The sequence below is a fragment of the Gammaproteobacteria bacterium genome (assembly GCA_034522055.1).
Classification (GTDB): Bacteria; Pseudomonadota; Gammaproteobacteria; order JAABTG01; family JAABTG01; genus JAABTG01.
Genome location: JAXHLS010000002.1, coordinates 1,854,359 through 1,879,249, shown reverse-complemented (window position 1 = coordinate 1,879,249; position 24,891 = coordinate 1,854,359). Strand labels below are relative to the sequence as shown.

The 24,891-nt window shown below is 66.5% G+C and carries 18 protein-coding genes and 1 riboswitch; of the genes, 7 read left to right on the top strand and 11 right to left on the bottom strand.

What is annotated here, in order from left to right; translation table 11 throughout:
• Positions 1 to 10 precede the first annotated feature (10 nt).
• The 11 genes from U5S82_09105 to metK all read right to left on the bottom strand — a co-directional run bounded on the left by U5S82_09105 (position 11) and on the right by metK (position 16,294).
• Positions 11 to 616, bottom strand: a complete 606-nt coding sequence (locus U5S82_09105; GenBank protein MDZ7751805.1) for a hypothetical protein — start codon at positions 614 to 616, stop codon at positions 11 to 13.
• On the bottom strand, positions 603 to 2,195 hold the full coding sequence (locus tag U5S82_09100) for a hypothetical protein (protein MDZ7751804.1): 1,593 nt from the start codon (positions 2,193 to 2,195) through the stop codon (positions 603 to 605). Before U5S82_09100 ends, U5S82_09105 begins: the two co-directional genes overlap by 14 nt.
• Complete coding sequence (locus tag U5S82_09095) at positions 2,167 to 3,372, bottom strand: type II secretion system F family protein (GenBank protein MDZ7751803.1); 1,206 nt, start codon at positions 3,370 to 3,372, stop codon at positions 2,167 to 2,169. The genes U5S82_09100 and U5S82_09095 overlap by 29 nt, the downstream gene beginning before the upstream one ends.
• Positions 3,372 to 5,078 (bottom strand): GspE/PulE family protein, encoded by a 1,707-nt coding sequence (locus U5S82_09090; GenBank protein MDZ7751802.1) that lies wholly within the window; start codon positions 5,076 to 5,078, stop codon positions 3,372 to 3,374. Before U5S82_09090 ends, U5S82_09095 begins: the two co-directional genes overlap by 1 nt.
• 1 nt (position 5,079) lies before the next feature.
• Entirely contained in the window at positions 5,080 to 6,822 is a 1,743-nt protein-coding gene (locus U5S82_09085; protein ID MDZ7751801.1) for a tetratricopeptide repeat protein, read from the bottom strand.
• A complete protein-coding gene (locus U5S82_09080) occupies positions 6,819 to 8,447 on the bottom strand; it encodes a secretin N-terminal domain-containing protein (protein ID MDZ7751800.1) in 1,629 nt (542 codons plus the stop codon). The genes U5S82_09085 and U5S82_09080 overlap by 4 nt, the downstream gene beginning before the upstream one ends.
• Before the next feature lie 259 nt (positions 8,448 to 8,706).
• Positions 8,707 to 10,713, bottom strand: coding sequence for an AAA family ATPase (locus tag U5S82_09075; protein MDZ7751799.1), 2,007 nt, complete (start codon positions 10,711 to 10,713; stop codon positions 8,707 to 8,709).
• 25 nt (positions 10,714 to 10,738) lie between these two features.
• The gene (locus U5S82_09070; protein ID MDZ7751798.1) at positions 10,739 to 12,160 is read right to left on the bottom strand and encodes a sigma-54 dependent transcriptional regulator; all 1,422 of its coding nucleotides are present in this window, start codon (positions 12,158 to 12,160) and stop codon (positions 10,739 to 10,741) included.
• Between the two features lie 167 nt (positions 12,161 to 12,327).
• On the bottom strand, positions 12,328 to 13,164 hold the full coding sequence (metF, locus tag U5S82_09065) for a methylenetetrahydrofolate reductase [NAD(P)H] (GenBank protein ID MDZ7751797.1): 837 nt from the start codon (positions 13,162 to 13,164) through the stop codon (positions 12,328 to 12,330).
• Between the two features lie 284 nt (positions 13,165 to 13,448).
• Positions 13,449 to 14,867 carry an adenosylhomocysteinase gene (ahcY, locus tag U5S82_09060; protein MDZ7751796.1) on the bottom strand — a complete coding sequence of 473 codons (1,419 nt, stop codon included), beginning with the start codon at positions 14,865 to 14,867 and terminating at the stop codon, positions 13,449 to 13,451.
• A 21-nt stretch (positions 14,868 to 14,888) separates the two neighbouring features.
• Positions 14,889 to 14,978, bottom strand: a riboswitch (S-adenosyl-L-homocysteine riboswitch).
• A gap of 155 nt (positions 14,979 to 15,133) precedes the next feature.
• The gene (gene metK, locus U5S82_09055; GenBank protein ID MDZ7751795.1) at positions 15,134 to 16,294 is read right to left on the bottom strand and encodes a methionine adenosyltransferase; all 1,161 of its coding nucleotides are present in this window, start codon (positions 16,292 to 16,294) and stop codon (positions 15,134 to 15,136) included.
• Positions 16,295 to 16,738: 444 nt separating this feature from the next.
• On the opposite strand from metK, the gene tkt reads away from it, so the two are divergent.
• From tkt to U5S82_09020, 7 genes are all read left to right on the top strand, one after another.
• A complete protein-coding gene (gene tkt, locus U5S82_09050; protein MDZ7751794.1) occupies positions 16,739 to 18,754 on the top strand; it encodes a transketolase in 2,016 nt (671 codons plus the stop codon).
• An 83-nt stretch (positions 18,755 to 18,837) separates the two neighbouring features.
• Positions 18,838 to 19,839: a type I glyceraldehyde-3-phosphate dehydrogenase gene (gap, locus tag U5S82_09045; GenBank protein MDZ7751793.1), complete on the top strand. Its 1,002-nt coding sequence runs from the start codon at positions 18,838 to 18,840 to the stop codon at positions 19,837 to 19,839.
• A 179-nt stretch (positions 19,840 to 20,018) separates the two neighbouring features.
• Positions 20,019 to 21,197 (top strand): phosphoglycerate kinase, encoded by a 1,179-nt coding sequence (locus U5S82_09040; GenBank protein MDZ7751792.1) that lies wholly within the window; start codon positions 20,019 to 20,021, stop codon positions 21,195 to 21,197.
• Between the two features lie 159 nt (positions 21,198 to 21,356).
• Positions 21,357 to 22,814 carry a pyruvate kinase gene (gene pyk / locus U5S82_09035; protein ID MDZ7751791.1) on the top strand — a complete coding sequence of 486 codons (1,458 nt, stop codon included), beginning with the start codon at positions 21,357 to 21,359 and terminating at the stop codon, positions 22,812 to 22,814.
• Positions 22,815 to 22,839: 25 nt separating this feature from the next.
• Positions 22,840 to 23,904, top strand: a complete 1,065-nt coding sequence (gene fba / locus U5S82_09030) for a class II fructose-bisphosphate aldolase (GenBank protein MDZ7751790.1) — start codon at positions 22,840 to 22,842, stop codon at positions 23,902 to 23,904.
• A gap of 105 nt (positions 23,905 to 24,009) precedes the next feature.
• A complete protein-coding gene (locus U5S82_09025) occupies positions 24,010 to 24,420 on the top strand; it encodes a CPCC family cysteine-rich protein (protein MDZ7751789.1) in 411 nt (136 codons plus the stop codon).
• 151 nt (positions 24,421 to 24,571) lie between these two features.
• Entirely contained in the window at positions 24,572 to 24,886 is a 315-nt protein-coding gene (locus U5S82_09020) for a hypothetical protein (protein ID MDZ7751788.1), read from the top strand.
• The last annotated feature ends 5 nt before the right edge of the window (positions 24,887 to 24,891 follow it).

The window sequence follows — 24,891 nt, the reverse complement described above, 5'->3', positions numbered from 1 at the left end:
CACCTGCACCTCACGAGGGGTTCCGGAGGGTAATCCACAGCAGGCGGCAACTGGCCATCAGGTTGGGCTGGTCTGGCTGGGGGGGCGCCGTATCCCGGCCGCGCCGGCTGAGGGCGCAGCCGTCGACGCTGAAACTGCCGCTGGCGTCTCTCTCCAGGCGGTCGAAGAGCCTGAACAGGTCGGTCTCGTGGACCAGTCCGGCGGTCAGTTCCATGGCGCTGGCGTAGGGCTCATAGTCGCTCCTGGGGAGCTTTGCGGGCGGCTCGTACTCGCCGCGCGGGGAGATGCTGTACTGCAGCGTGGGCAGCCGCAACTCCTCCTTGACGCGGCGCAGGGTCTCGAGCCATTGCAGGCGCTGCTCCTCACCGATGAGGCCCGCCGCCTTCAACGCCTCGAAGCGCGGCAGGTACTCGCGGATGAGACGCTCCTCCTCGTCCACCGACAGGTATTTACGGCTGGCGTTCAGGAACCGGCGCTGCTCGGTGCTAAAGGCCTGCTCCTGCTCGGCCTTGAAATAACGGCTGGCCACCACCATGGCGCTGGCCACCGCCAGGGTGATGACCAGGATGACGATGGCACCCCGCAGCACGGACCAGTCGATATCATGCCTGTCCATCTTGCTCTCCGAGTACCACGATGAGCGAAAAACCCGCCTCGTCCCGGGCGCGGTCGCCGACGGCATTGCCCGAAAGGGCCTGATTGGGGCTGAGGTTGAGGGGCAGTTTGGTCAGCCTGACCTCCACCACCCCCTGGAGCCCCCGCAGGTTGGCGGCGAATGCCTCGAGCATGTCGAGGGCGGCCCGGTAGTCGCCGTCGAAGGGGTCTATGCGCCCATCCAGCACCGCGTGCTCGTCGCCCGGGCGCTGGTCCTTCTTCTGGTACCGTCTCTGGCGCTTGTCGGTAACCTCTTCCGCCGGCGGTTGTCCGGGACCCTGACCCCACGCCACCTGTTCCACCCGCAGCCGGGGAAAGGCATCCAGGGCCAGGCTGATGAGCTCCATGGCCTCCAGCGGCGTGGTGCGGTGTTGTTCCAGGGTCGCCACGGCTTCCACGGCCCGCTTGAGTTCCTCCGCCTCGGCGGGCAGCTCGGGCAGGCCGGTGCGGGCCGCGTCGTAGCGCTGCTGATAGTAGGCCGTCTGCAGCTGGGAGGCCGCGCTGCGCTGGCTGAGGATCATGCCGGTCACCACGTTCATGCCAGTCCAGGCCACGGCCCCCAGCCCCAGCACGATGGTCGCTGCCGTCATGCCGTTGCGGGCGTAGCGCAGGGTATTGTAGCGGCGCTCCCGGGGCGTGGCGTAGTGGTTGGCGGGGGGGCGGCGCAACAGCAGGTGGGCGAAGAGTGCGTCGGCGTAGGGGGACACGAAGGCCGGATTCATGCCCATGCCATCGGCGATACGGGACATCTCCACCAGCACACAGTGCATGGTGTCGGTGTCCTGGGCCCGCGCATGGAGGATCTCGGCGATGCGGCCCTGGGTCAGCATATACACATTGAGGGGCCGGTCGCGGGGCAGGAGCCGCAGGCTGTTGAGATAGCGGCGCAGTTTCTCGGCCTCGTCCAGCATGGCATCGGCCACCGCCGCAGGCTCCTTGCTGGGCACGTGGGCCAGGCGGCTCATCTTCAGGTACTTGCCGCTGAAGAAGCACTGGCGCAGGTTGCCGGAGCCCTGGAGGGTCATGATCAGGGACTGGCCGTCCTCACCCGCGACATAGGGCACCAGGGTCTCGCACAGCAGGGGCAGGGAGTAGATGCCGGCCAGGGGCACCTTGGCCTGGATGATACGATCCACCCACGGGGTCAGCAGCCCGGGGTTGGTGAGGGCGCTGTAGAGTACCCGGTCGTCCTTGCGGCCAACCGTCTCGCGCCCCTGGAAGCGGGCGGTGTGATAGGACGTGTCACGGAAGTAACGGGCGATGCGGCCCTCCACCATGCCGCGGCGGTCCCGGGCCGACACGTGGGGCACGGTATCCCGCCGGTATTCCTCCTCCACCACGTCCACCACCATGTAGACGGGAATGGAGGGCGCCTCGTTGAGGTAAGAGGAGAATTCCGACAGCCCCTCCTCGCCGAGCTGGAACATGAAGGCCTCCGTCAGGCCGCCCCGCCGCCACTCGTAGGCGGTGAGCTGGTGGCCCGCCACGTAGAGGGCGCGCTTGGGGCCGCGATTAAATCTGGACGGAAGCGACGAGATCATAGAGGGGTCCAAGCACGGAAATCATCACCCAGCCCAGGATGCCGCCCAGCACCAGGGTGATGGTGGGCTCGATGGCCTTCTGCAGGCGGGTGATGGCATCCTCGACATCACGGGAATAGAAATAGCTGACATTGGCCAGGGAGCGGTCCAGGGCGCCGGTATTCTCGCCCACGCGCACCATGCGCAGCACCAGGGGCGGGAACAGGCCCGCATACTCCAGGCTCTGGCTGATGCTGGCACCGTCGGCGATACGGCCGCCGGCGCGGTGAATGGCCTCCTTGATGGCGGCATTGCCGACGATCTCCTCGCTCACCCGCACGCACTCCAGCACCGTGATGCCGGAGCCGTACATGAGCCCGAAGAAGTGGGCGAAGCGCGCCAGTATGGTCTTCTTGAGCAGCGGCCCGATGATCCACACCCGCAGCTTGAGGTCGTCCACGGTGTAGCGGGCGGCGGGACTGACGCGCACGGCGTACTTGAGCCCCGCGAACAGCAGCACCGGCAGGGCGAGGACCACATACCAGTAGTCGACGAAGAAATCCGAGGTGGCGATGAGGATGCGGGTGTGCAGGGGCAGGGTCTGGCCCATGTTCTCGATGACCTTGACCAGCTGGGGCACGATGTAGGTCATGACGAACAGGATCACCGCCGTCATCACCACGGCGATGACGGCGGGGTAGATCATCAGGGTCTTGATCTGCCGTATCTGCTCGTCCTGCCACTTCAGGGTCTCGGTGAGGTTGGCGAGCACCGCCGACAACTCGCCGCTGGTCTCGCCGGCGCGGATGAGGTTCACCATCACCTCGTCGAACACCGAGGGATGCTGCGCCAGGGCCTCCGACAGGGGCGACCCGCCCTCGATGCTCTCGATGAGGGAGGCGATGACCTCGCGAAAACGCGGGTGCTCGATGGTGTCCCGCAGGTCCGACAGGGCCTCGAGGATGGGTACGCCGGCCTGGGACAGCTGCTCCATGTGGAACAGGAAGCCGATGAGGTCCTGGCGGGTGATGCGCTTGTGGCCCACGCTGCGGGTGCGGCGTTTGACCTCCTTGGAGCGGATCAGGTCCAGCCCCATGCGCGCCAGGCGCAGCTCCAGGTCCGCCGGGTTCACCGCCTCCATCTGGCCCCCGGCCATGCGCCCGGCGGGATTCATGGCCTTGTACTGGAACAGTGCCATCAGGTCAGCCTGTCCGTCAGGTCCACCACCCGCGAGATCTCGTCGATGGTGGTGAGGCCCTCCATCACGCGGCGGATGCCGTCATCGGCCAGCGAGCGGAAGTGCCGTTCCTGGGCCTGCCTGGCGATATCGCGCGTGGTGGCCCCCTGGGCCAGCAGCGCGTCGATCTCCGCATCCACGCGCAGGATCTCCATGAGGGCGATGCGCCCCTTGTAGCCCTGATGGTCGCACTTGGCGCAGCCCTTGGCGGCATAGAGGATGGGCGCGGCATCCCCGACGTGCAGGCCCAGCAACTGGCGCTCCACCTTGGTGGGCTCGTAGGGCTCCTTGCAGTCGGGGCACAGGGTGCGGATGAGGCGTTGCGCCACCACGCCGATGATATTGCCCGCCATGATCTCGGAACTGATGCCGATATCCCGCAGCCTGGACACGGCCCCCACCGCCGAATTGGTATGCAGGGTGGAGAAGACCTGATGGCCGGTCATGGCGGCCCGGAACGCCATCTCGGCGGTGTCCTCGTCCCGGATCTCGCCCACCAGGATGATATCCGGGTCCTGGCGCATCAGGGTGCGGATGCCGTTGGCGAAATCGAGCTTCACGGTGTCGTTGACGGAGGTCTGGCGAATGAGCCCCATGGGGTACTCCACCGGGTCCTCCAGGGTCATGATGTTCACGCCCTCCTCGTTCAGATGCATGAGCAGGGAATAGAGGGTGGTGGTCTTGCCGCTGCCGGTGGGGCCGGTGACCAGGATGATGCCCTCGGGCCGGGCGATCATCAGGCGCAGCAGGGACAGCTCCTCTTTGTGCAGGCCGAGGCCGTCCAGAGGCACGATGCCCTTCTGGCGGTCCAGCACCCGCAGCACGATATTCTCGCCATGGGTGGTGGGCAGGGTGGAGACCCGGAAGTCGATGGCGCGCCCGTACAGGGACAGGGAGAAACGCCCGTCCTGGGGCGCCCGCATCTCGGCGATGTCCATGCCCGACATCACCTTGATGCGCACCGCGATGGCGGACCAGTAGTTCTTGTGCAGGCTGCGGATCTGGCGCAGCACGCCGTCGATGCGGTAGCGGATGCGCAGGAATTCCTGCTCGGGCTCGAAGTGGATGTCCGAGGCCTCCCGTTTCACCGCATCGGACAGCAGGGCGTTCACCAGGCGCACCACCGGCTGGCTGTACTCGTCGGTCTCGGCCTCGAGGCTCTGGTAGTCGATCTCGCCGGTCTCGATCTCCAGCAGAATGCCGTCCACGGACAGCTCGAAGCCGTAGAACTGGTCAATGGCCTTCTCGATCTCGGCCTCGCCGGCGAGCAGGGGCCGGATGTGGTATTCGGTGCCGATCTGGGTACGGATCTTGTCCAGGGCCACCACGTTGAAGGTGTCCCCCATGGCCACGGTGAGGAGCTTCTTATCCTCCTCCAGGGACACCGCGAGGACGTTGAAGCGCCGCGCCACGTCGCGGGGAATGAGGCGCACCACGTCGCTGTCCACCACCACCCTGCTGATGTCGATGGAGGCCTGGCCCAGGGAGCCGCCCACGACATCGCGGATGACACCCTCGGTGACGAAGCCGAGGCGCACCAGGATCTTGCCCAGATGCTGGTTGCTGCGCTTCTGCTCGGTGAGGGCGATCTCCACCTGGTCCTTGCTCACCAGTCCCTTGGCGACCAGGACCTCACCGATGCGTCTGGGGCTTGGGGTTACGGTCATGTCATGAAGCCGGTGCCACCGCGGGTGGGGCGAGGGCGTCGATGCGCTGCACGACCCGCGCCCGGTCGAAGCTCACGGACCGCTCGCCGGCGCGCGCCAGGGCCTCGCGGTAATAATCCAGGGCCGCGGCATGCTGCCCCATCTGGTCGAGGCTGATGGCGAGGTTGAAGGCGTAGTCGCCGTTGGTCTTGTCCATGCGGTAGGCATTGAAAAAGGCCTGCTGGGCCGCCGGCCATTGCCGCTGGGCCGCATAGACGTTGCCCAGGGCGAAGTGCAGATAGCCCTCGTCGGGGTTCCTGTCCAGCAGCACCTTGAGGCGGCTGACGGTCTGCACCGGGTCCTGTACCGCCTGCAGGGAGGTCAGCGCGGCGAGGGCCAGGCGGTCCTTAGGGTTCAGGGCCAGCAGGCGCAGGTAGTAGCCCTGGGCCTCCTGCGGCCGCCCGGTCTTGAGGGCCACCGCCGCCAGCCCCAGCAGGGCATCGCGGTTCTGGGGGCTCTTCTTCAACACCTGCCGGTAGGCCGACTCGGCACCGGCCAGGTCACCGCTGCGGTACATGTCGTAGGCGCCGCGGGTCTGACGGAACTCGGGGTCGCGGGCGGGGCTGCGGTCGATGCGGATGGGCAGGGAGCCTTCATCGGCGGCGGGCCGCCCGGCCCGCGCCACCGTTCGCGGCTGTTCCGTCGCCGCGGCGGTGCGTGATGGGGTCTCCCGTGCGGCGGCGGCCCGGTCCGTTCCCCTATCCGTCGTGGCGGCGGCGCCGTCCGCCGCGGCGGTGCGCGGCGGCTCGGGCTCGGCGGCCGGCGCCTGGGGCGTGGTGGCCGCCGCCAGGGCCTGCTCGGGCGTCATGGGCGATGCGGGGGTAGCCGGCGCGGGTTGCGGGGGGGAGGACGGAGCGGCACTCGACGCCGTGGCGGCGGGTGCCGCTGCGGTAGCCGGCGTGGTGGCCGGGGCCGCCGGCGGGCGCGCCGCCGTGGCGGGCGCCTCCGCCACCGGGGCGGGCAACGGGACGCGGGCCACGGGCGGGCGCGCGACGGAGGTCAGGCCGCTCATGGACACCCACAACCAGCCCCCCACCCCGGCCAGCAGCAGCACCCCCGCCACCCCCAGCAGCACCCAGGTACGGCGCGGCGTGTCCTTCCTGCCGGCGCCCTTCACCTTGGCCTTGAACACGTTCAGGGCATCGTGCTGGGACACCCGGGTGGTGGCGCCCGTCGCGTCGGCGCCGCCGCGCTGGGAGGCCATGGCCGACGTCACCTCGTCCCCGGTCATCCTGCCGGTGCCGTCGTAGAAATCGCGCATGGACTCCTGCACGTTTCTCATGGAGGGCATGGTGGCGGCCTGGGGGTCGAACTCGTCGGTATCCCCGGGCGGGGTCAGGTCCTCGTCCGCCGCCGGCCGGGCGAAACGGCCCGAGGAGTCCGTCAACCGGGATGCCAGCTCCTCGAGGTTCAGGCGGTCGCTGTCCTCCTTGCCCCCCTCCCGCCGTTCCAGCCGCAGGGATTCGTCCCCTCCGGAACGCGGGCCCTTCGAGTCATCGTCGTGTTCCATACGCCACCCCCCCGCGGGGGCCTCTTCCAGAGGTTCGATACTGAGTCCCTCGCCGGGCTCCTCATGGGGTTCCGGGCCAGGCATCTGCCGCTCCGGCGGAGGCTCCATCTCCAACCGCTCCGGGCTGGCGCCCTCGCCGGTACGCTCCAGCTTCGCCTTCTCGGCCTGCTTGAGGGCGTCGAGGAGGAGGCTCATGGCCGCGAGCCGGTGGTGGCCGAGGAAACGCTCGGCAGCCGGTAGGCCTGCTCCAGGAAGGGACGGAACTCCCGGAGGTCCTTTTCGATATCGGCTTCATGCACTACCAGGGGGCGCATGAAGATCACCAACTCCGACTTGGTCACCTGATTACGGCGATGCTTGAAGGCCTCGCCAAGCCCACCGTTGTCCGGTAGCCCAGGTAGGCCACTGCTGGTACGGCGATCCTCATCCTGCATGAGCCCACCCAGCACCGCAATGCGCCCGCTTGGCACCTTGAGCACCGAATCCATCTCCCTGACCGCCACCTGGGGCACCAGATTATTGGCGTTCAGGGGGTCGGCGACGAACTGAGTGACCCGGGATATGGTCGGACGCACGTTGAGGATGACATTGTCGGACTCGCTGATCTGGGGAGTCACGTGCATCACGAGTCCCACGGGCACCGTCAGGATGTTGGACTCCTCCGTGGTCACGGTGGAGGCCTCGGACTGCGAAGTGTCGCGGTCGATCTCGAAATAAACGATGTTCTCCACAACCTTGAGCACGGCGGTCTGATTGTTCAGCGCCATCAGTTTGGGGCTGGACAGTACCTTGGCGTTGCCGAACTCCTTAAGCAGACTGACGGTGAAGGTGATACCGTCGTTGCGGTCATCCTTGCTCTGGAAATCCAGCAGGAAGCTGGGAATGTTGTTGGCGGCCCCGAAGGCCGTGGTGGCCAGGGCACCGCCCACCGGAGAAGCGATGCCGGCGGCGCCGGACAGCACGGTGAGGCCTTCACCGATGGCCACTTTCGACCAATCCACTCCCGACTGGTACTCGTCGTTCAACTCGACTTCCACGATAGTGGCCTCGATGAGCACTTGGCGGCTCACACTGGCGACCACACGATCGATGTATTCCTGGATCTGGCGATGCTGCACCTCTGTGGCCCTCACGGTCAGGACGCCGGACTCGCGGTTGCTGATGACGATCTCTTCGTCGCCGGAGCCCTTTCCGAGCATGGATTGGATATTCGTCTCCAGGGTCTCCCAGAAGGTATGATTGGACTCGTTGTCCACTTGGGTGGAAGAGCCGCTCCGGCCCCCGCCGCCCCCACCGCCACTTCCGCTTCCCGAATCACCCACCGACGCGATCTCGGTACTCAGCTGGACGTCACTGGAACTCGTGCGGGCAAGATTCACGTAGTCCACCTTGTAGGTCTTGAGATAGGGACTGTCCGGCATCACCACGAGTTGGTTGTCGGACATCTCGTAGCGCAGGTCCACCTGGCGGGACAGGCGCTCCAGGATCTGGGGCAGGGTCTGGTCCACGGCGTTGAGGGTGACGCTGCCGGCGATGTCCTGGTGGATGTCCACGTTGAGACTGGCGTCCCGGGCCAGGGCGAACAGCAGCTCGCGCACCGGCACGTCGGACACCACCACGGTATAGGTCTCCAGCTTGGGCGCCGGCGAGGGCTCCGGCAGGATGGGCACCTGGCTCACCGGGTCGGGGATGTCCGCCGGGGCCGCCGGAGTGGGATCGGGCCGGATATGGCCCGCGGAGGGCTCCTGGGGCGGCGGCAGGGCCGAGGAGCAGCCCGCCAGCAGGGCGCCGCTCGCCAATAGCAATACCAGTCTTTTCATGATGTCCCCCATGTGCCCCTCACCCTCTTGTCGGCCCGACCCGAGGAATTTTAAACCACTCTCGCCGGTAAATCGCCGCCACTACACATAAATCGCCATCCTGTCACCGCCGCTCGCGGGCACGAGCGGGTCCCCTGCCCGAATGGAGCGTTTGGATGTCGGGATGAATCCCGACCTACATTCATCGTGGCTCGACCCGGCGCATGCGGGCGGCGCGGATATGCCGCCCGCGGATGTCGGGATGAATCCCGGCCTGCGTTCATCCCGGCTCGATCCGGCGCACCCGGCCGGCGCGGATGTCTCGCACGTTGCGGATGAAGGGCTGGGCCGTCTTCATGGAGCGGGGCAGGTCCTCCAGATCCGCGCGGGCGGCGGCATAGCGGGCGTAGTCGCCGAGCAGCACCCCCACGACGTCGGCGCCGTTCACCAGCGCCCGATAGACGTAGATATCCTCGAGACGATGGCCGAGCCCGGCGTCCCGCAGGCGGCGGTCGAGTTCGGCGGCCCGGCGCGAACTCACGAGCATGAGCTGGATGCTGAAATGGGCGGGATCGGCCTCTTCGAGCCAGTCGCGGGTGGCCGCCAGCCGGGCCTCCAGATAGGGGTCCCCGGCCGCCACCGCCGGGGTGGTGACCATCTCCCCGGGGACGAGGGCCGGCGGTGCGGCGGGCCGGGGCTCTTCACCAGCCGGGTCGGACGGTGCAGCGGGCGGAGGCGGTGCGTCCTGCGCCCGTGGGGCGGAGGTTGCGGCGTCGGTGTACGCGTGGGGTCGTACCGGTGTTTCCGGCGCCCGTGGGGCGGAGGTCGCGGCGTCGGTGTACGCGTGGGGTCGTACCGGTGCTTCCTGCGCCCGTGGGGCGGAGGTTGCCGCGGCACGCGGCGGCGTGGCCACGGCGGACGGCGCGTCGGCGACCTGGGGAAGGGGGGTGGGCGCGACCGCCACGGCCGCGGGGCGGGTAGCCGCTGGCCGTTCCGGTTCCCGGGCCGCTTGCCGCGGCGGTACGGGGGCGATGTCCATTCCGGGTCTGACGCCGCCGCCGGGGGCCTTCTTTGCCTGCCCCTGTGTCTGCTGCCCCTGTGTCTGCTGCCCCTGTATCTGCTGCCCCTGTGTCTGCTGCCCCTGTGTCTGCTGGCCCTGTATCTGCTGGCCCTGTATCTGCTCCGGGGCCGCGCTGGGTGTCTTCTCTGCCTGGCGCGGCGAATACTCCCGCACCGGCGCCCCGCCGGGCTGCGGCTGGGGCGGCGCCGGTTGCGGTGCGCCGGCGGCCTCCCGCGGGGGCGCTTCCCGGTTGGCGGCGGGGGCGGCCTGCCGGGACGCGGACGGCGCCGCCGGCGCGGCGGCGGCCGGGGCGTCGGGCCACTGGGGGCGGGTGAGCCACAGGTAACCGGCGGTGGCGAGCACCGCCAGACCGGTGGTGATGCTGACCCAGGCCAGGGGCCGGCGCCACCGCGCGCGACGGCCGAACTCGCTGTCGGCCACCGCCACCTTCACCAGCCGCGGCGTCACCTGATGGGTACCCGCCGCATAGGCGGCGAGGAGGGATTTGTCCGCCAGGATATTGATGCGCCGGATGAGGCCCTCGGAGGCCCGCGCGATGGCCCGCACCGCCGCCGGGGTGAACACCGCCGGACCGCGGTAGCCGGCGGCGCGCATGCGGAAATCCAGGTACTGGCCGATCTCGTCGCGGCTGAAGGCCGGCAGCTCGAAGCTGTGGGTGATGCGCTCGCGCAGTTGGCGGATGTGGGGCGCGGACAGATTGGGCTCGAGTTCGGGCTGGCCGAACAGCACCAGTTGCAGGAGCTTGTGGCGCTGGGTCTCGAGGTTGCTGAGCAGCCGGATCTCCTCCAGGGTCTCGATGGGCATGCTCTGGGCCTCTTCCACGAACACCACCACCTGGCTGCCGGCACCGTGGCGCTCCAGCAGGTAGCGCTGCAACACCTGCATGACCTGGAGCCGCGAGGCGTCCTCGGCGAGACCGAGGTCCAGCTCGAAGGCGATGGCGTGGAGGATGTTGTCGGGGGACAGGTTGGGGTTGGCCAGGTACACCACCTCCACCCCCGCGGGCAGGCGCACCTCGAGCATGCGGCACAGCATGGTCTTGCCGCTGCCCACCTCCCCCACCACCTTGACGATGCCCTCGCCGTTGGTGATGGCGAAGGCCAGGGCGTCGAGGATGGCACCGCGGTTGCCGCCGGTGAAGAACCAACGGGTATCCGGGGTGATGCGAAACGGTGGCTCTGTCAGTCCGAAGTGATCGTAATACATGAAGGCTTAGTCGTGGGCTGCGGTTTCAATGACGGGAGGACGCGTCGGCATCCATGCCCAGCCGCTGGAGCCGGCTGTACAGGGTGGTGCGGTTCACCCCCAGCATGCGCGCGGCCTGGCTCAGGTTGCCGCCCGTGAGTTCCAGGGCGGTGCGAATATAACGCTGTTCCCAGCGGTCCAACACCTCGTCCAGGCGGAAACCCTGCTTCACCAGTTCCAACTGCACCGCCTCATCGCTGCCCTCCTCCCTCGCGACCCGGGCGACCACGCCGGTCTCCAGCTCCAGGGCCAGGGCCGCTTCGTCGACCTCCCGTCCCGCGTACTTGGCGGTCAGGCGGATGACGATGTTGCGCAGCTCGCGCACGTTGCCGGGGAAACCATAGGCGGCGAGGCGTTGCACCGCCTGCTCCGTGAGCCTGAAGGGGACGGAACCGCGGCTGTAGAGACGGCGGAAGCGCTCCAGCAGCAGTATACGGTCGTCGCCCCGCTCCCGCAGCGGCGGCACACGGATGGTCAGCACACTCAGGCGGTGGTAGAGGTCTTCACGAAAACGCCCGGCCCGCACCTCTTCCCGCAGGTCACGGTTGGTGGCGGCGACGATACGGGCCTGGGCGGTACGCGGGCGCGTCTCCCCCACCCGGTAGTACTCGCCATTCTCCAGCACCCGCAGCAGCTTGGGTTGGAGGTCGAGGGGAAAATCGCCGATCTCGTCCAGGAACAGGGTACCGCGGCCGGCATCCTCGAAGAAGCCGGCCTTTGCGGTGGCGGCCCCGGTGTAGGCGCCCTTGGCGTGACCGAAGAGCTGGGCCTCCAGCAACTCGGCGGCGATGGCGGCACAGTTGATGATGAGTGAGGGCTCGCCGGCGCGACGGCTGAGGCGGTGCAGGCACTCGGCCACCAGTTCCTTGCCGACGCCCGATTCCCCCTCCACCAGAACGGGAAACGGGGTGTCGGCGAACTGGTCTATCTGCTCCCGCAGGGTGCGTATGGGGGGGCTGTCACCGAGGATGTTGCAGCCGTCCGGCTGGGCCTCGGCGGCGTCGCTCTCGGCCTCCAGGATCATCAGCTGATGGGCCAGCCGGGCCTTGAGGAGTTCCGTGTCCGTGGGCTTGGGGATGAAGTCCACCGCGCCGAGGGTCAGGGCGTGCTGGATATTGGCACGGCCGCTCTGCCCCGACAGCACCAGGATCTTCACCCGCGGATTGAAGGCGAGGAGTTCCTGGATGAGCTGGAAACCCTCATCGGGCACATGGGTGTCCGGCGGCAGGCCGAGGTCCACCAGGGCCAGCAGCGGCGCCGACCGTCCGCTCTGGAGGATGGCCCTGGCCTCGGGGCGCGAACGGGCCGTGGCCACCGTGTAGTCCTCGGCGAGGACGAACTCCAGGGCATCGGCGATGAGGGGGTCGTCGTCCACCAGCAACAGGGCCGGTGGGGTGCCGCCGTCCATGGTCGGGGATCCATTCACGGGCCCGGGACGCCATGCCGCCATGCCGGCGCCTCGCGAACGCCGGCATGGCCCGCCCATCCCACTGGATCGATTGCCGTGCACATCATCGATCCAAGTCTAGCAATTTGTTCGAATTTATGTCAGCTAATTATCTCAACCCACTGTTATCACGTGAGATTGCTCAGCACTTTCAGGGTCGCCGTGGAGCGATTCATGGTATAGAAGTGCAGTCCCGGCGCGCCCCCGTCCACCAGTTCCTGGCACAACCGCGTCACCACCTCCTCGCCGAAGGCACGGATGGACTCCAGGTCGTCGCCGAAGCCCTCCAGGCGCTTGCGCATCCAGCGCGGGATGTCGGCACCACAGGCATCCGAGAAGCGGGCGAGCTGGGAGTAGTTGGTGACGGGCATGATGCCGGGGATGATGGCTATCTCCACGCCGAGCCCCTGGCACTCCTCGACGAAGCGGAAGTAGGCCTCGGCATTGAAAAAGTACTGGGTGATGGCACCGTCGGCCCCGGCATCCACCTTGCGCTTGAAGTTCTCCAGGTCGGCCCTGGCGTTCTTCGCCTGGGGGTGCACCTCGGGGTAGGCGGCCACCTCCACCTGGAAGTGGTCGCCGCTGTCCTCGCGGATGAAGGACACCAGTTCGTTGGCGTAGTGGAGGTCGCCCAGGGCACTGGAGCCCGCGCCCGAGGGCAGGTCGCCGCGCAGGGCCACCAGGCGCTTGACGCCCTTTTCCCGGTAGCGGGCCAGCAGGGCGGCCATCTCCTCGCGGCTGGCGCCGATGCAGGAGATGTGGGGCGCGGCGTCTATGCCCTGGCCCATGAGCCAGTCGACGGTGGCGAAGGTGCGGTCGCGGGTGGAGCCGCCGGCACCGAAGGTGACGGAGAAGTAGTCGGGTTTGGCAGCGGTGAGTTCGGCCACCGCCGCCTGCATGTTCTCCATGCCCTCTTCCGTCTTGGGCGGAAAGAGTTCGAAGCTCAGATTATTCAATTGTTTCATAGGATATCTCGCAGGAGGCAACGACCGGCGGCGGGACCATAACCGCCCGTGACGCCGCGCTTACACAGGCGCCGCGGAGGCCCCGCCGGGGCGGGGGGTGCCTCATGGCACTCCTCGCCCAGCGGGGTCGCCGGCCGTTACGCTGCGGCCTCATTAATGTGAAAGACGTGCCGGAGGCACACTACCGGCCCCCGCTCCCTCGGGGAGAGGGATCGGGTGAGGGAACGTTCCGGGGCGCGGCGACCTTTCATCGTATGGGTGCGGAGCGCCTCGCCCCATGAACGTCAGTAGCGGTAGTGGTCGGACTTGTAGGGACCGTCCACGGGCACGCCGATATAGTCGGCCTGGTCCTGGGTCAGCCGGGTCAGATGGACGCCGATCTTCTCCAGATGCAGGCGCGCCACCTCCTCGTCGAGGTGCTTGGGCAGGATGTAGACGCCGATGGGATATTCCTCGGGCTTGGTGAAGAACTCGATCTGCGCCAGCACCTGGTTGGTGAAGGAGTTGGACATCACGAAGCTGGGGTGGCCGGTGGCGCAGCCCAGGTTCACCAGGCGGCCTTCGGCCAGCAGGGTGATGCGATGGCCGTCGGGGAACACGATCTGGTCCACCTGGGGCTTGATGTTGATCCACTCGTGCTGCTTGAGCTTCTCCACCTGGATCTCGTTGTCGAAGTGGCCGATGTTGCAGACGATGGCCTGGTCCTTCATGTTGGCCATGTGCTCGTAGGTGAGGATGTCCTTGTTGCCCGTGGTGGTGACGTAGATATCGGCCACCGGCAGGGCCTCCTCGGTGGTGACCACGCGGTAGCCTTCCATCGCCGCCTGGAGGGCGCAGATGGGGTCGATCTCCGTGATCCACACGTTGGCGCCGAGGCCGCGCAGGGACTGGGCGGAACCCTTGCCCACGTCGCCGTAGCCGCACACCAGGGCCACCTTGCCCGCCACCATGACGTCGGTGGCCCGCTTGATGCCGTCCACCAGGGACTCGCGACAGCCGTAGAGGTTGTCGAACTTGGACTTGGTCACCGAGTCGTTGACGTTCATGGCGGGGAACAGCAGATCGCCGTTCTTGAACATCTCGTACAGACGATGCACGCCGGTGGTGGTCTCCTCGGTGACGCCCATCACCTGCTTGCCGATGCGGGTCCACTTCTGGGGATCGGCGGCCACGGAGGCCTTGAGGGTCTGGACGATGACGCGCCATTCCTCGGGATCATCGGCGGCGGCGTCGGGCACGGCGCCCGCCTTCTCGAACTCGGTGCCCTTGTGCACCAGCAGGGTGGCGTCGCCACCGTCGTCGAGGATCATGTTGGGGCCATCGTCACCCGGCCAGGTGAGGGCCTGCTCGGTGCACCACCAGTACTCCTCCAGGGTCTCGCCCTTCCAGGCGTAGACGGGGATGCCGGCGGCGGCAACGGCAGCCGCGGCGTGGTCCTGGGTGGAGAAGATGTTGCAGGAGGCCCAGCGGATCTCGGCGCCGAGCTCAGCCAGGGTCTCGATGAGGACCGCGGTCTGGATGGTCATGTGCAGGGAGCCGGTGATCTTGGCGCCCTTCAGGGGCTTGCTGGCACCGTACTTCTCGCGCAGGGCCATGAGGCCCGGCATCTCGGTCTCGGCGATGGCCATTTCCTTGCGCCCCCAGTCTGCGAGACTGATATCGGCGACCTTGAAATCTGTAAATCCTGTGTCTGGAGCGTTCATGAGTTCTCCTCTTAACGTGTAGTAAGAAGAGCGCGGTTCAAAACTGATGGGTATGTCCCCTTTAACCCGAGCCTGGCAGGAATGGCTCCTGTTGCAGCGCTCCTCGGGAGGGAGGTGGAAATAATTATGAATTTTTAATTTTTAATTGAGGCGTGCGCTGCGCGCACAATCTTTTTTATTTAAAAAGACAGCGAGCGGAGCGAGCCTCAAAACAGGGAATTCAAAATTCACAATTCAAAGTTGAAAATTGGCTGTAAGCCTACGGCTTACAGCTTCGCGGCTGACCGCAGGGCCTCGGCCTTGTCGGTCTTTTCCCAGGTGAATTCCGGCTCCTCGCGACCGAAGTGGCCATAGGCCGCGGTCTTGCGGTAGATGGGCCGGATGGCGTCCAGCATCTGGAGGATGCCGTAGGGACGCAGGTCGAAGTGCTCGCGCACCAGGGCGACGATGCGATCATCCGGGATGCGGCCGGTACCGAAGGTCTCCACGGCGATGGAGGTGGGCTCGGCGACACCGATGGCATAGGACACCTGGATCTCGCAACGATCGGCCAGCCCGCCGGCGACGATGTTCTTGGCCACATAACGCGCCGCGTAGGCCGCGGACCGGTCCACCTTGCTGGGGTCCTTGCCGGAGAAGGCGCCACCGCCATGACGGGCGGCGCCGCCATAGGTGTCGACGATGATCTTGCGGCCGGTGAGTCCGCAGTCGCCCACGGGGCCACCGATGACGAAGCTGCCGGTGGGGTTGATGTGGTACTTGGTGTCCTTGTGCAGCCACTCCTTGGGCAGCACCGGCTCGATGATGGTCTCCATCACGGCCTCCACCAGGTGCTTCTGGTCCACGTCCGGGTCATGCTGGGTGGACAGAACCACCGCATCGATGCCCGCCACCTTGCCGTTGTCGTAACGGAAGGTCACCTGGCTCTTGGCATCCGGGCGCAGCCACGGCAGCACCTTGGATTTGCGCATCTCGGACTGGCGCTGCACCAGGCGGTGGGCGAAGGTGATGGGGGCCGGCATGAGCACGTCGGTCTCGTTGTCGGCGTAACCGAACATGAGGCCCTGGTCGCCGGCGCCCTGCTCCTCGGGCTTGGAGCGGTCCACGCCCATGGCGATGTCGGAGGACTGCTTGCCCACCAGGGACATGACGGCGCAGGTGCTGCCGTCGAAACCCACGTCGGAGCTGGTGTAGCCGATGTCGCACACCACCCCGCGCACCAGGTCATCCAGATCGACCCATGCCTCGGTGGTGACCTCGCCGCCGACGATGACGGCGCCGGTCTTGATCATGGTCTCCACGGCCACGCGGCTGTTGGGATCCTGCTCCAGAAGGGCATCCAGGATGGCGTCCGAAATCTGGTCGGCCACCTTGTCGGGATGTCCCTCGGACACGGATTCAGAAGTAAAGAGATATGATTTGGACATATGTTTATCCACCTAAGTCAATGATTTAATAGGCTCTTGATGCGCCAAAGGAGGGCGCGAGCCAAATTAGTTCGAGTCAGAAGCAATCAAGTCTAACACAAGCCGGACCTCCTTTGCCGGACGACTTAAGTCAGCCGGCATTAATTATGGCGTGAAGATAAAAAGGTATTTGTGCCCCTATAAGAGACTGCTATTGCTGTAACCCCACTGTTAATGGAGAATACAGCGTTTGCTGATAAAGGATGGGCTTGTACCCCTTCGCGAATCTAAGGAGATGAGGATTTAGAGGGAAGACCTCGGCAACGTCCTGTCCTGTACCGAGTTTATACGGATGGTCCATCTCCGGGATGAATAGCGGCCTACACCGCCTAGACGTCCCGTAGAACCCCCTGGATCATCCCACCACGCCATTTCGATAATCGAAACGCTGTTGAGGAGAACCCTATGCCTTCGCGACGAGAACTAGCCAACGCCATCCGCGCCCTCAGTATGGATGCGGTCCAGAAAGCCAAATCCGGCCATCCCGGTGCTCCCATGGGCATGGCTGACATCGCCGAAGTCCTGTGGAACGACTACCTGAAGCACAACCCGGCCAACCCCTCGTGGGCCGACCGTGACCGCTTCGTCTTGTCCAACGGCCATGGCTCCATGCTGGTCTACTCGTTGCTCCATCTGACGGGCTATGCGCTCCCCATCGAAGAACTCAAGAACTTCCGCCAGCTCCACTCCAAGACCCCCGGCCACCCGGAATACGGTTACGCCCCCGGTGTCGAGACCACCACCGGCCCCCTCGGCCAGGGTATCTCCAACGCCATCGGCATGGCACTGGCCGAGAAGGTGCTGGCCGCCCAGTTCAACCGTCCCGGCCACGACATCGTGGACCACCGTACCTACGTGTTTCTGGGGGACGGCTGCATGATGGAAGGGATCTCCCACGAGGCCAGCTCCCTGGCCGGCACCCTGGGCCTCGGCAAGCTCGTCGCCTTCTACGACGACAACAACATCTCCATCGATGGCGAGGTGCGGGGCGGTGCCGAAACACCGGCCTGGTTCCTCGACGATACCCCGGCCCGCTTCGAGGCCTACAACTGGCACGTCATCCGCGATGTGGACGGTCACGATGCCGCCGCCGTGAAGGCGGCCATCGAACAGGCCCGCGCCAACACCGACCAGCCCACCCTCATCTGCTGCAAGACGGTCATCGGTTTCGGCTCCCCCAACAAGGCGGGCAAGGAGGAATGCCACGGCGCCCCCCTGGGGGAGGACGAGGTGGAACTCACGCGCAAGGAGCTGGGCTGGAGCCACCCGCCCTTCGAGGTGCCCCAGGATATCTATGACGGCTGGTCGGCGAAGGAGTCGGGCAGCAGCGCCGAGGCGGCCTGGCAGAAACGCTTCGAGGCCTATCGCGCCGAGTTCCCGGCCGAGGCCGCCGAGTTCGAGCGCCGCATGGCCGGCGACCTGCCCGCCGACTGGGAGGAGACCGCCGCCGCCTTCATCAGGCAGGTCAACGAGAAGGCCGAGACCATCGCCTCACGCAAGGCCTCCCAGAACACCTTGAACGGCTTCGGTCCTGCGCTGCCGGAGTTCCTGGGCGGCTCCGCCGACCTGGCGGGCTCCAACCTCACCATCTGGTCCGGCAGCAAGGGCATCTCCAAGAACGATGCCGGCGGCAACTACATGTATTACGGCGTGCGGGAATTCGGCATGTCCGCCATCATGAACGGCATCGCCCTCCACGGCGGCTTCATCCCCTACGGCGCCACCTTCCTGATGTTCATGGAGTACGCCCGCAACGCCGTGCGCATGGCCTCCCTCATGAAGCTGCGCACCATCTTCGTCTACACCCATGACTCCATCGGCCTCGGGGAAGACGGCCCCACTCACCAGCCGGTGGAGCAGGTCTCCACCCTGCGCATCACCCCCAACATGTCCACCTGGCGGCCCGGCGACGCGGTGGAATCGGCGGTGGCGTGGAAGGCGGCCATCGAGCGCACCGACGGCCCCACGGCCCTCATCTTCTCGCGTCAGGCCCTGGCTCACCAGAACCGGAGTGACCAGCAACTGGCGGACATCGCCCGCGGCGGCTACGTGCTGGTGGACCCCGACGGCGGCAGCCCGGAGGCCATCATCATCGCCACCGGCTCGGAGGTCGGCATCGCCGTGGAAGCGGCCAACCAGCTCAACGGCGCCGGCGGCAAGGTGCGGGTGGTGTCCATGCCGAGCTGTGACCGCTTCGACGCCCAGGACGCCGCCTATCGAGAGTCCGTGCTCCCGTCCGCCGTCACCCGCCGCGTGGCGGTGGAGGCCGGCATCACCGGCTTCTGGTACAAGTATGTGGGTCTGGACGGCAAGGTGATCGGCCTCGATCGCTTCGGCGAATCCGCCCCCGCCGGCGACCTCTTCAAGGAGTTCGGCTTCACCGCGGACAACGTGGCCGCAACGGTGCAAGAGATCATTTAACCGACGCGCGGGGGCACGGCGCCGGAGCGGCGCCCGTGCGACCCGCGTCCTGGCCTTCAACCCGTTAGACTCAGGAGCAAGCGATGACAATCAAAGTGGGTATCAATGGCTTCGGCCGTATCGGCCGCATGGCGTTTCGCGCCATCGCCAAGGACTTCCCGAATCTCGAAGTGGTGGGCATCAACGACCTGCTGGACGCCGATTACCTGGCCTACATGCTCAAGTACGACTCGGTGCACGGCAACTTCGACGGCGATATCTCCGTGGACGGCAACCACATGGTGGTCAATGGCAAGAAGATCCGCCTGACCGCCGAGCGCGACCCGGCCAACCTGGCGTGGGGCGACGTAGGCGCCGAACTGGTGATCGAGAGCACCGGGTTCTTCCTCACCGAGGAGACCTGCCAGAAGCATATCGACGCCGGGGCCAAGAAGGTGGTGCAGAGCGCCCCTTCCAAGGATACCACCCCCATGTTCGTCTACGGCGTGAACCAGGAGGCCTATGCCGGCCAGGCCATCATCTCCGCCGCCTCCTGCACCACTAACGCGCTGGCCCCCGTGGCCAAGGTGCTGAACGACAAGTGGGGCATCAAGCGCGGCCTCATGACCACCGTCCACGCCGCCACCGCCACCCAGAAGACCGTCGACGGCCCGTCCCAGAAGGACTGGCGCGGCGGCCGCGGCATCCTGGAGAACATCATCCCGTCGTCCACCGGCGCCGCCAAGGCGGTGGGCAAGGTGCTGCCGGAGCTGAACGGCAAGCTCACCGGCATGGCCTTCCGCGTGCCCACCTCCGACGTCTCGGTGGTGGACCTGACGGTGGAACTCGACAAGGACGCCTCCTACGACGACATCTGCGCCGCCATGAAGGCCGCCTCCGAGTCGGGTGACCTGGCGGGCGTGCTGGCCTATACCGAGGACAAGGTGGTCTCCACCGACTTCCGCGGCATGAGCGCCCCCTCCGTCTTCGACGCCGGCGCCGGCATCGCCCTGGACGGCACCTTCATCAAGGTGGTGGCTTGGTACGACAACGAGTACGGCTACACCTGCAACATGTTGCGGCTGGCGGAACACATAGCGAAGTGATTGGGCTGCTGCCGGAGTGGGCTCGCCCCACTCCGGCAGTGCCCAATCACACATGAATTGTGAATTGTGAATTTTGAATTGAAAACCGGCACTGGCCAACGCATGGGCTTCGCCGGGACCGCAATTCAGAATTCAAAATTCAAAATTCATAATTCGAACGACGAAGGAGTTCGTACTTCATGTCCTTTATCAAACTGACCGACCTCGACCTCGCGGGTAAGCGGGTCCTCATCCGTGCCGACCTGAATGTCCCCGTGAAGGACGGCAAGGTGACCAGCGACGCCCGCATCACCGCCTCCATGCCCACCGTCGAGCATTGCATGAAGGCCGGGGCGAACGTGATGGTGTTCTCCCACCGCGGCCGCCCCGAGGAGGGCATCGTGGACGAGGAGAACTCGATGCAGCCCATCGCCGACGACATGTCCGCCAAGCTGGGCCGCACCGTGCCCCTGGTGAAGGACTACCTGGAACACGCCCCGCAGATGGATGACGGCGAGGTGGTGCTGCTGGAGAACGTGCGCTTCAACAAGGGCGAGGGCAAGGACGACGAGACCCTGGCGAAGAAATACGCGGCCCTGTGCGACGTCTTCGTGATGGACGCCTTCGGCACCGCCCATCGCGCCCAGGCATCCACCCACGGCGCCGGCAAGTTCGCGCCCGTGGCCTGCGCCGGCCTGTTGCTGGCCGAAGAGCTGGACGCCCTGGCCAAGGCCCTGGCCAATCCGGCCCGCCCCATGGTGGCCATCGTCGGCGGCTCCAAGGTCTCCACCAAGCTCACGGTGCTCGAGTCCCTGTCCACCAAGGTGGACCAGCTCATCGTGGGCGGCGGCATCGCCAACACTTTCATCGCCGCCATGGGCCACAACGTCGGCAAGTCCCTCTACGAGGCGGACCTGGTGGACGAGGCCAAACGCCTGATGGAGGCTGCCCGCGCCAAGGGCGGTGACATCCCGGTGCCCCTGGACGTGGTGGTGGGCAAGGAGTTCTCCGAGTCCGCCGCGGCCACCGTGAAGAAGGTGGACGAGGTGGCGGACGACGACATGATCTTCGACGTCGGCCCCGAGACCGCGGCCCAGTACGCCGACATGCTGAAGAACGCCGGCACCATCGTGTGGAACGGCCCCGTGGGGGTGTTCGAGTTCGACCAGTTCGGTGCCGGCACCAGGGCCATGGGCATGGCCATCGCCGAGTCTAACGGCTTCTCCCTGGCCGGCGGCGGCGATACCATCGCCGCCATCCAGAAGTACGGCATCTACGACCGGGTATCCTACATCTCCACCGCCGGCGGTGCCTTCCTGGAGTATCTGGAGGGCAAGACCCTGCCGGCGGTGGCCATGTTGGAGGAACGGGGCGCCTGAGGCCCCCGCGCCTTCGCCGGTAACCCCCTGGCAACCGAAGGCGCGTATCCTGGCGCCTTGGCGGCGGCGGTCCTCCCCGGCCACCGCCCGGCCATGGCCCCCGGGATTTCGACACTCCGGGTCCATTCGTACCATTTCACAGGGTTACCAAGGCATCCCATGCTGAGAAGAACAAAGATAGTCGCCACCCTCGGGCCGGCAACGGACGACCCCAAGAGCATGGACCGCGTCATCGAGGCCGGCGTGGATGTGGCCCGCCTCAACTTTTCACACGGCGACTGGGCCACCCATCGGGTGCGCGCCGAGACCGTGCGCAACCGCGCCCGCGCCTTCGGCCGCCAGGTGGGGCTGCTGATGGATCTCCAGGGCCCCAAGATCCGCATCGAGCGTTTCAAGGGTGGCGAGGTGGTGCTGGAGGAAGGGGCCGCCTTCGTGCTCGACGCCGAATGCCCGACCGACGAGGGTGATCAGCACCGGGTGGGCGTCACCTATAAGGCCCTGCCCGCCGACGTGAGCCGGGGCGACATCCTGCTGCTGGACGACGGCCGCATCGTGTTGTGGGTGACGGGGGTGGAAGGCCCGCGGGTGGAATGCCAGGTGACGGTGGGGGGTATCCTCTACGACTGCAAGGGCATCAACCGCCAGGGTGGCGGGCTGTCGGCCCAGGCCCTCACCCAGAAGGATCGCGACGACATCGTGGTGGCGGCGGAACTGGAGGCGGACTACCTGGCCATCTCTTTTCCCCGCGACGCCAACGACGTCCTCGAGGCACGCCGGCTGTTCCGGGAGGCCGGCGGCAAGGGCAGCATCGTCGCCAAGATCGAGCGCGCCGAGGCCCTGCAGAACATCGACGAGATCCTCGAGGCCTGCGACGCCATCATGGTGGCCCGCGGCGACCTCGGCGTGGAGATCGGCGATGCCGCCCTGCCGCCGGTGCAGAAGGACCTCATCCACCGCGCCCGCGAGGCCAACCGCCTGGTGATCACCGCCACCCAGATGATGGAATCCATGCGGGACAACCAGATCCCCACGCGCGCCGAGGTGTTCGACGTGGCCAACGCCGTGCTGGACGGCACCGACGCCGTGATGCTGTCCGCCGAGACCGCCACCGGTAAGTACCCCGCCATCGTGGTGCAGGCCATGGACCGCATCTGCGTGGAGGCGGAAAAACAGCGCTCCGCCCGCACCTCCGCCCACCGCATCGGCACCATATTCGGCCATATCGACGAAGCCATCGCCATGGCCACCATGTACACCGCGAACCACCTGGGGGTGAAGGCCATCGCCGCCCTCACGGAGTCGGGCTCCACGCCCCTGTGGATGAGTCGCATCAGCTCCGGCATTCCCATCTACGCCTTGACCAAGCACGTCGCTACGCGTAGAAAAGTGACCCTTTACCGCGGTGTGTACCCGGTCAGCTTCGAGCTCTCCACGGACGATATTCTCGAGGCCAACAAGGAGGTTACGGACGAGCTGGTGCGGCGCGGCACGGTCCGCGAAGGCGACCTCGTCATCATCACCAAGGGGGATCGCCGCGGCATCGAGGGCGGCACCAACCTGATGAAAATCATCCGCGTGGGCCAGGAGGTCACACGCACAACTAGGAAACAGCAGTGATTCTTATTCGAGAGGAGAGAAGACAATGGCATTGATTTCCCTGCGCCAGTTGCTGGACCACGCCGCCGAACGCGGCTATGGCGTGCCTGCATACAACGTGAACAACCTGGAACAGATGCGGGCCATCATGGAGGCCGCCGACGAGACCGACAGCCCGGTCATCGTCCAGGCCTCGGCCGGCGCCCGCAAATACGCCGGCGCACCCTTCCTGCGCCACCTGATCCTGGCCGCCATCGAGGAGTGGCCCCACATCCCGGTGGTGATGCACCAGGACCATGGCTCGTCGCCCGCCGTATGCCAGCGATCCATCCAGCTCGGCTTCTCCTCGGTGATGATGGACGGCTCCCTGGGCGAGGACATGAAGACCCCCATGGACTACGACTACAACGCCCGCGTCACCCGTCAGGTGGTGGACATGGCCCACGCCTGCGGCGTGTCCGTGGAGGGTGAGCTGGGCTGCCTCGGCTCCCTGGAGTCGGGCATGGCCGGCGAGGAGGACGGCTCCGGTGCCGAAGGCAAGCTGTCCCACGACCAGCTCCTCACGGATCCCGAAGAGGCCGCCCAGTTCGTCAAGGACACCCAGGTGGACGCCCTGGCCATCGCCATCGGCACCTCCCACGGCGCCTACAAGTTCACCCGCCCACCCACGGGCGACATCCTGGCCATCGAGCGCATCCGCGAGATCCACGCCCGCATCCCCAACACCCACCTGGTGATGCACGGCTCCTCCTCGGTGCCTCAGGACTGGCTGAAGATGATCAACGACCACGGCGGCGACATGGGCGAAACCTACGGTGTGCCGGTGGAGGAGATCGCCGAGGGCATCAAGAACGGCGTGCGCAAGGTGAACATCGACACCGATCTGCGCATGGCCTCTACGGGCGCCATCCGCAAGCACCTGGCGGAAAACCCCAAGAACTTCGACCCGCGCAAGTACCTCCAGGCCGCCACCGACGGCATGAAGAGCGTATGCAAGGCCCGCTACGAGGCCTTCGGCACGGCCGGCAATGCCTCCAGCATCAAGGTCCTGTCCCTGGAGGCCATGACCGACCGCTACATCAAGGGCGAGTTGGACCCGCGGGTGAACTGACCCGACCATAAAACACTTGGCAAAGTGTGAAGGGGCCTGCGGGCCCCTTTTTTTGTTCGGGGGACATTCTTTCATCCCGCCCCCGCGGTGTGCTTAGATCGGGCCATGGATCTCGTGCCGCCTTCGACGCCCGAACGCTTCCCCTGCCCCTGTTGCGGGCATCTGGTGTTCAGCATGGCCCCCGGCAGCCACCAGGTCTGCCCGGTGTGTGCCTGGGAGGACGACCTCGCCCAGCTGCGTTTTCCGCGCATGCCCGGCAGTGCCAACGGCATATCCCTGGAGGATGGTCAGATAAACTACTCCAGCCACGGCGCCGCGGAGCGCCGCAATCGCGGCACCACCCGCCCCCCCCTGGAGCAGGAGCCCCGGGAGGCCGCCTGGCGGCCCCTGGATGCCCGCCGCGACAACATCGAGGAACCCCGGCGCGGGGTCCGATACGGCGACTCCTATCCCCTCGCCGACACCACCGTGCTCTACTACTGGCGGGACACCTACTGGCGGCGGCTGTCCAGCTGATGATCCGGGTACCGCGCGTATCGCCCCCGGGGCGGGCAGACGAAACTTGCCCGTGCCGGCGCGAATGGCCCTAGAATAGGGCTCCCGCGGAGCCGGCCACCGCGGTGTACTCCCCCGATACCCCACCACTGCAGCGTGCAAGGTTACGAAATTGAAGAGAACGAAAGTCAATTACGTCGGCGTGCGTAACGACCGCAAGGCCGGCATCAGCGACGCCGAGCGCATAATCCGGGACGCCTGGTTGTTCGAACTCCTGCCCGAGACGGAGGACGGGGCGGGCTGGAGCTACGACCGTATCCAGGAACTCTACGACCAGGTCTACAAGGAGTGGATGAAGTACGGCCACCTGGTATCCAGGCTGCCGCCGGACTTGCGGGAGCGTCACCAGCGCATCTACGACGAGGCCATCCACCAGGCCCGGGAGGACGGCTGGGACCCCTCAGCCGACCTCGAGGACGAGGCCTGAGCCAC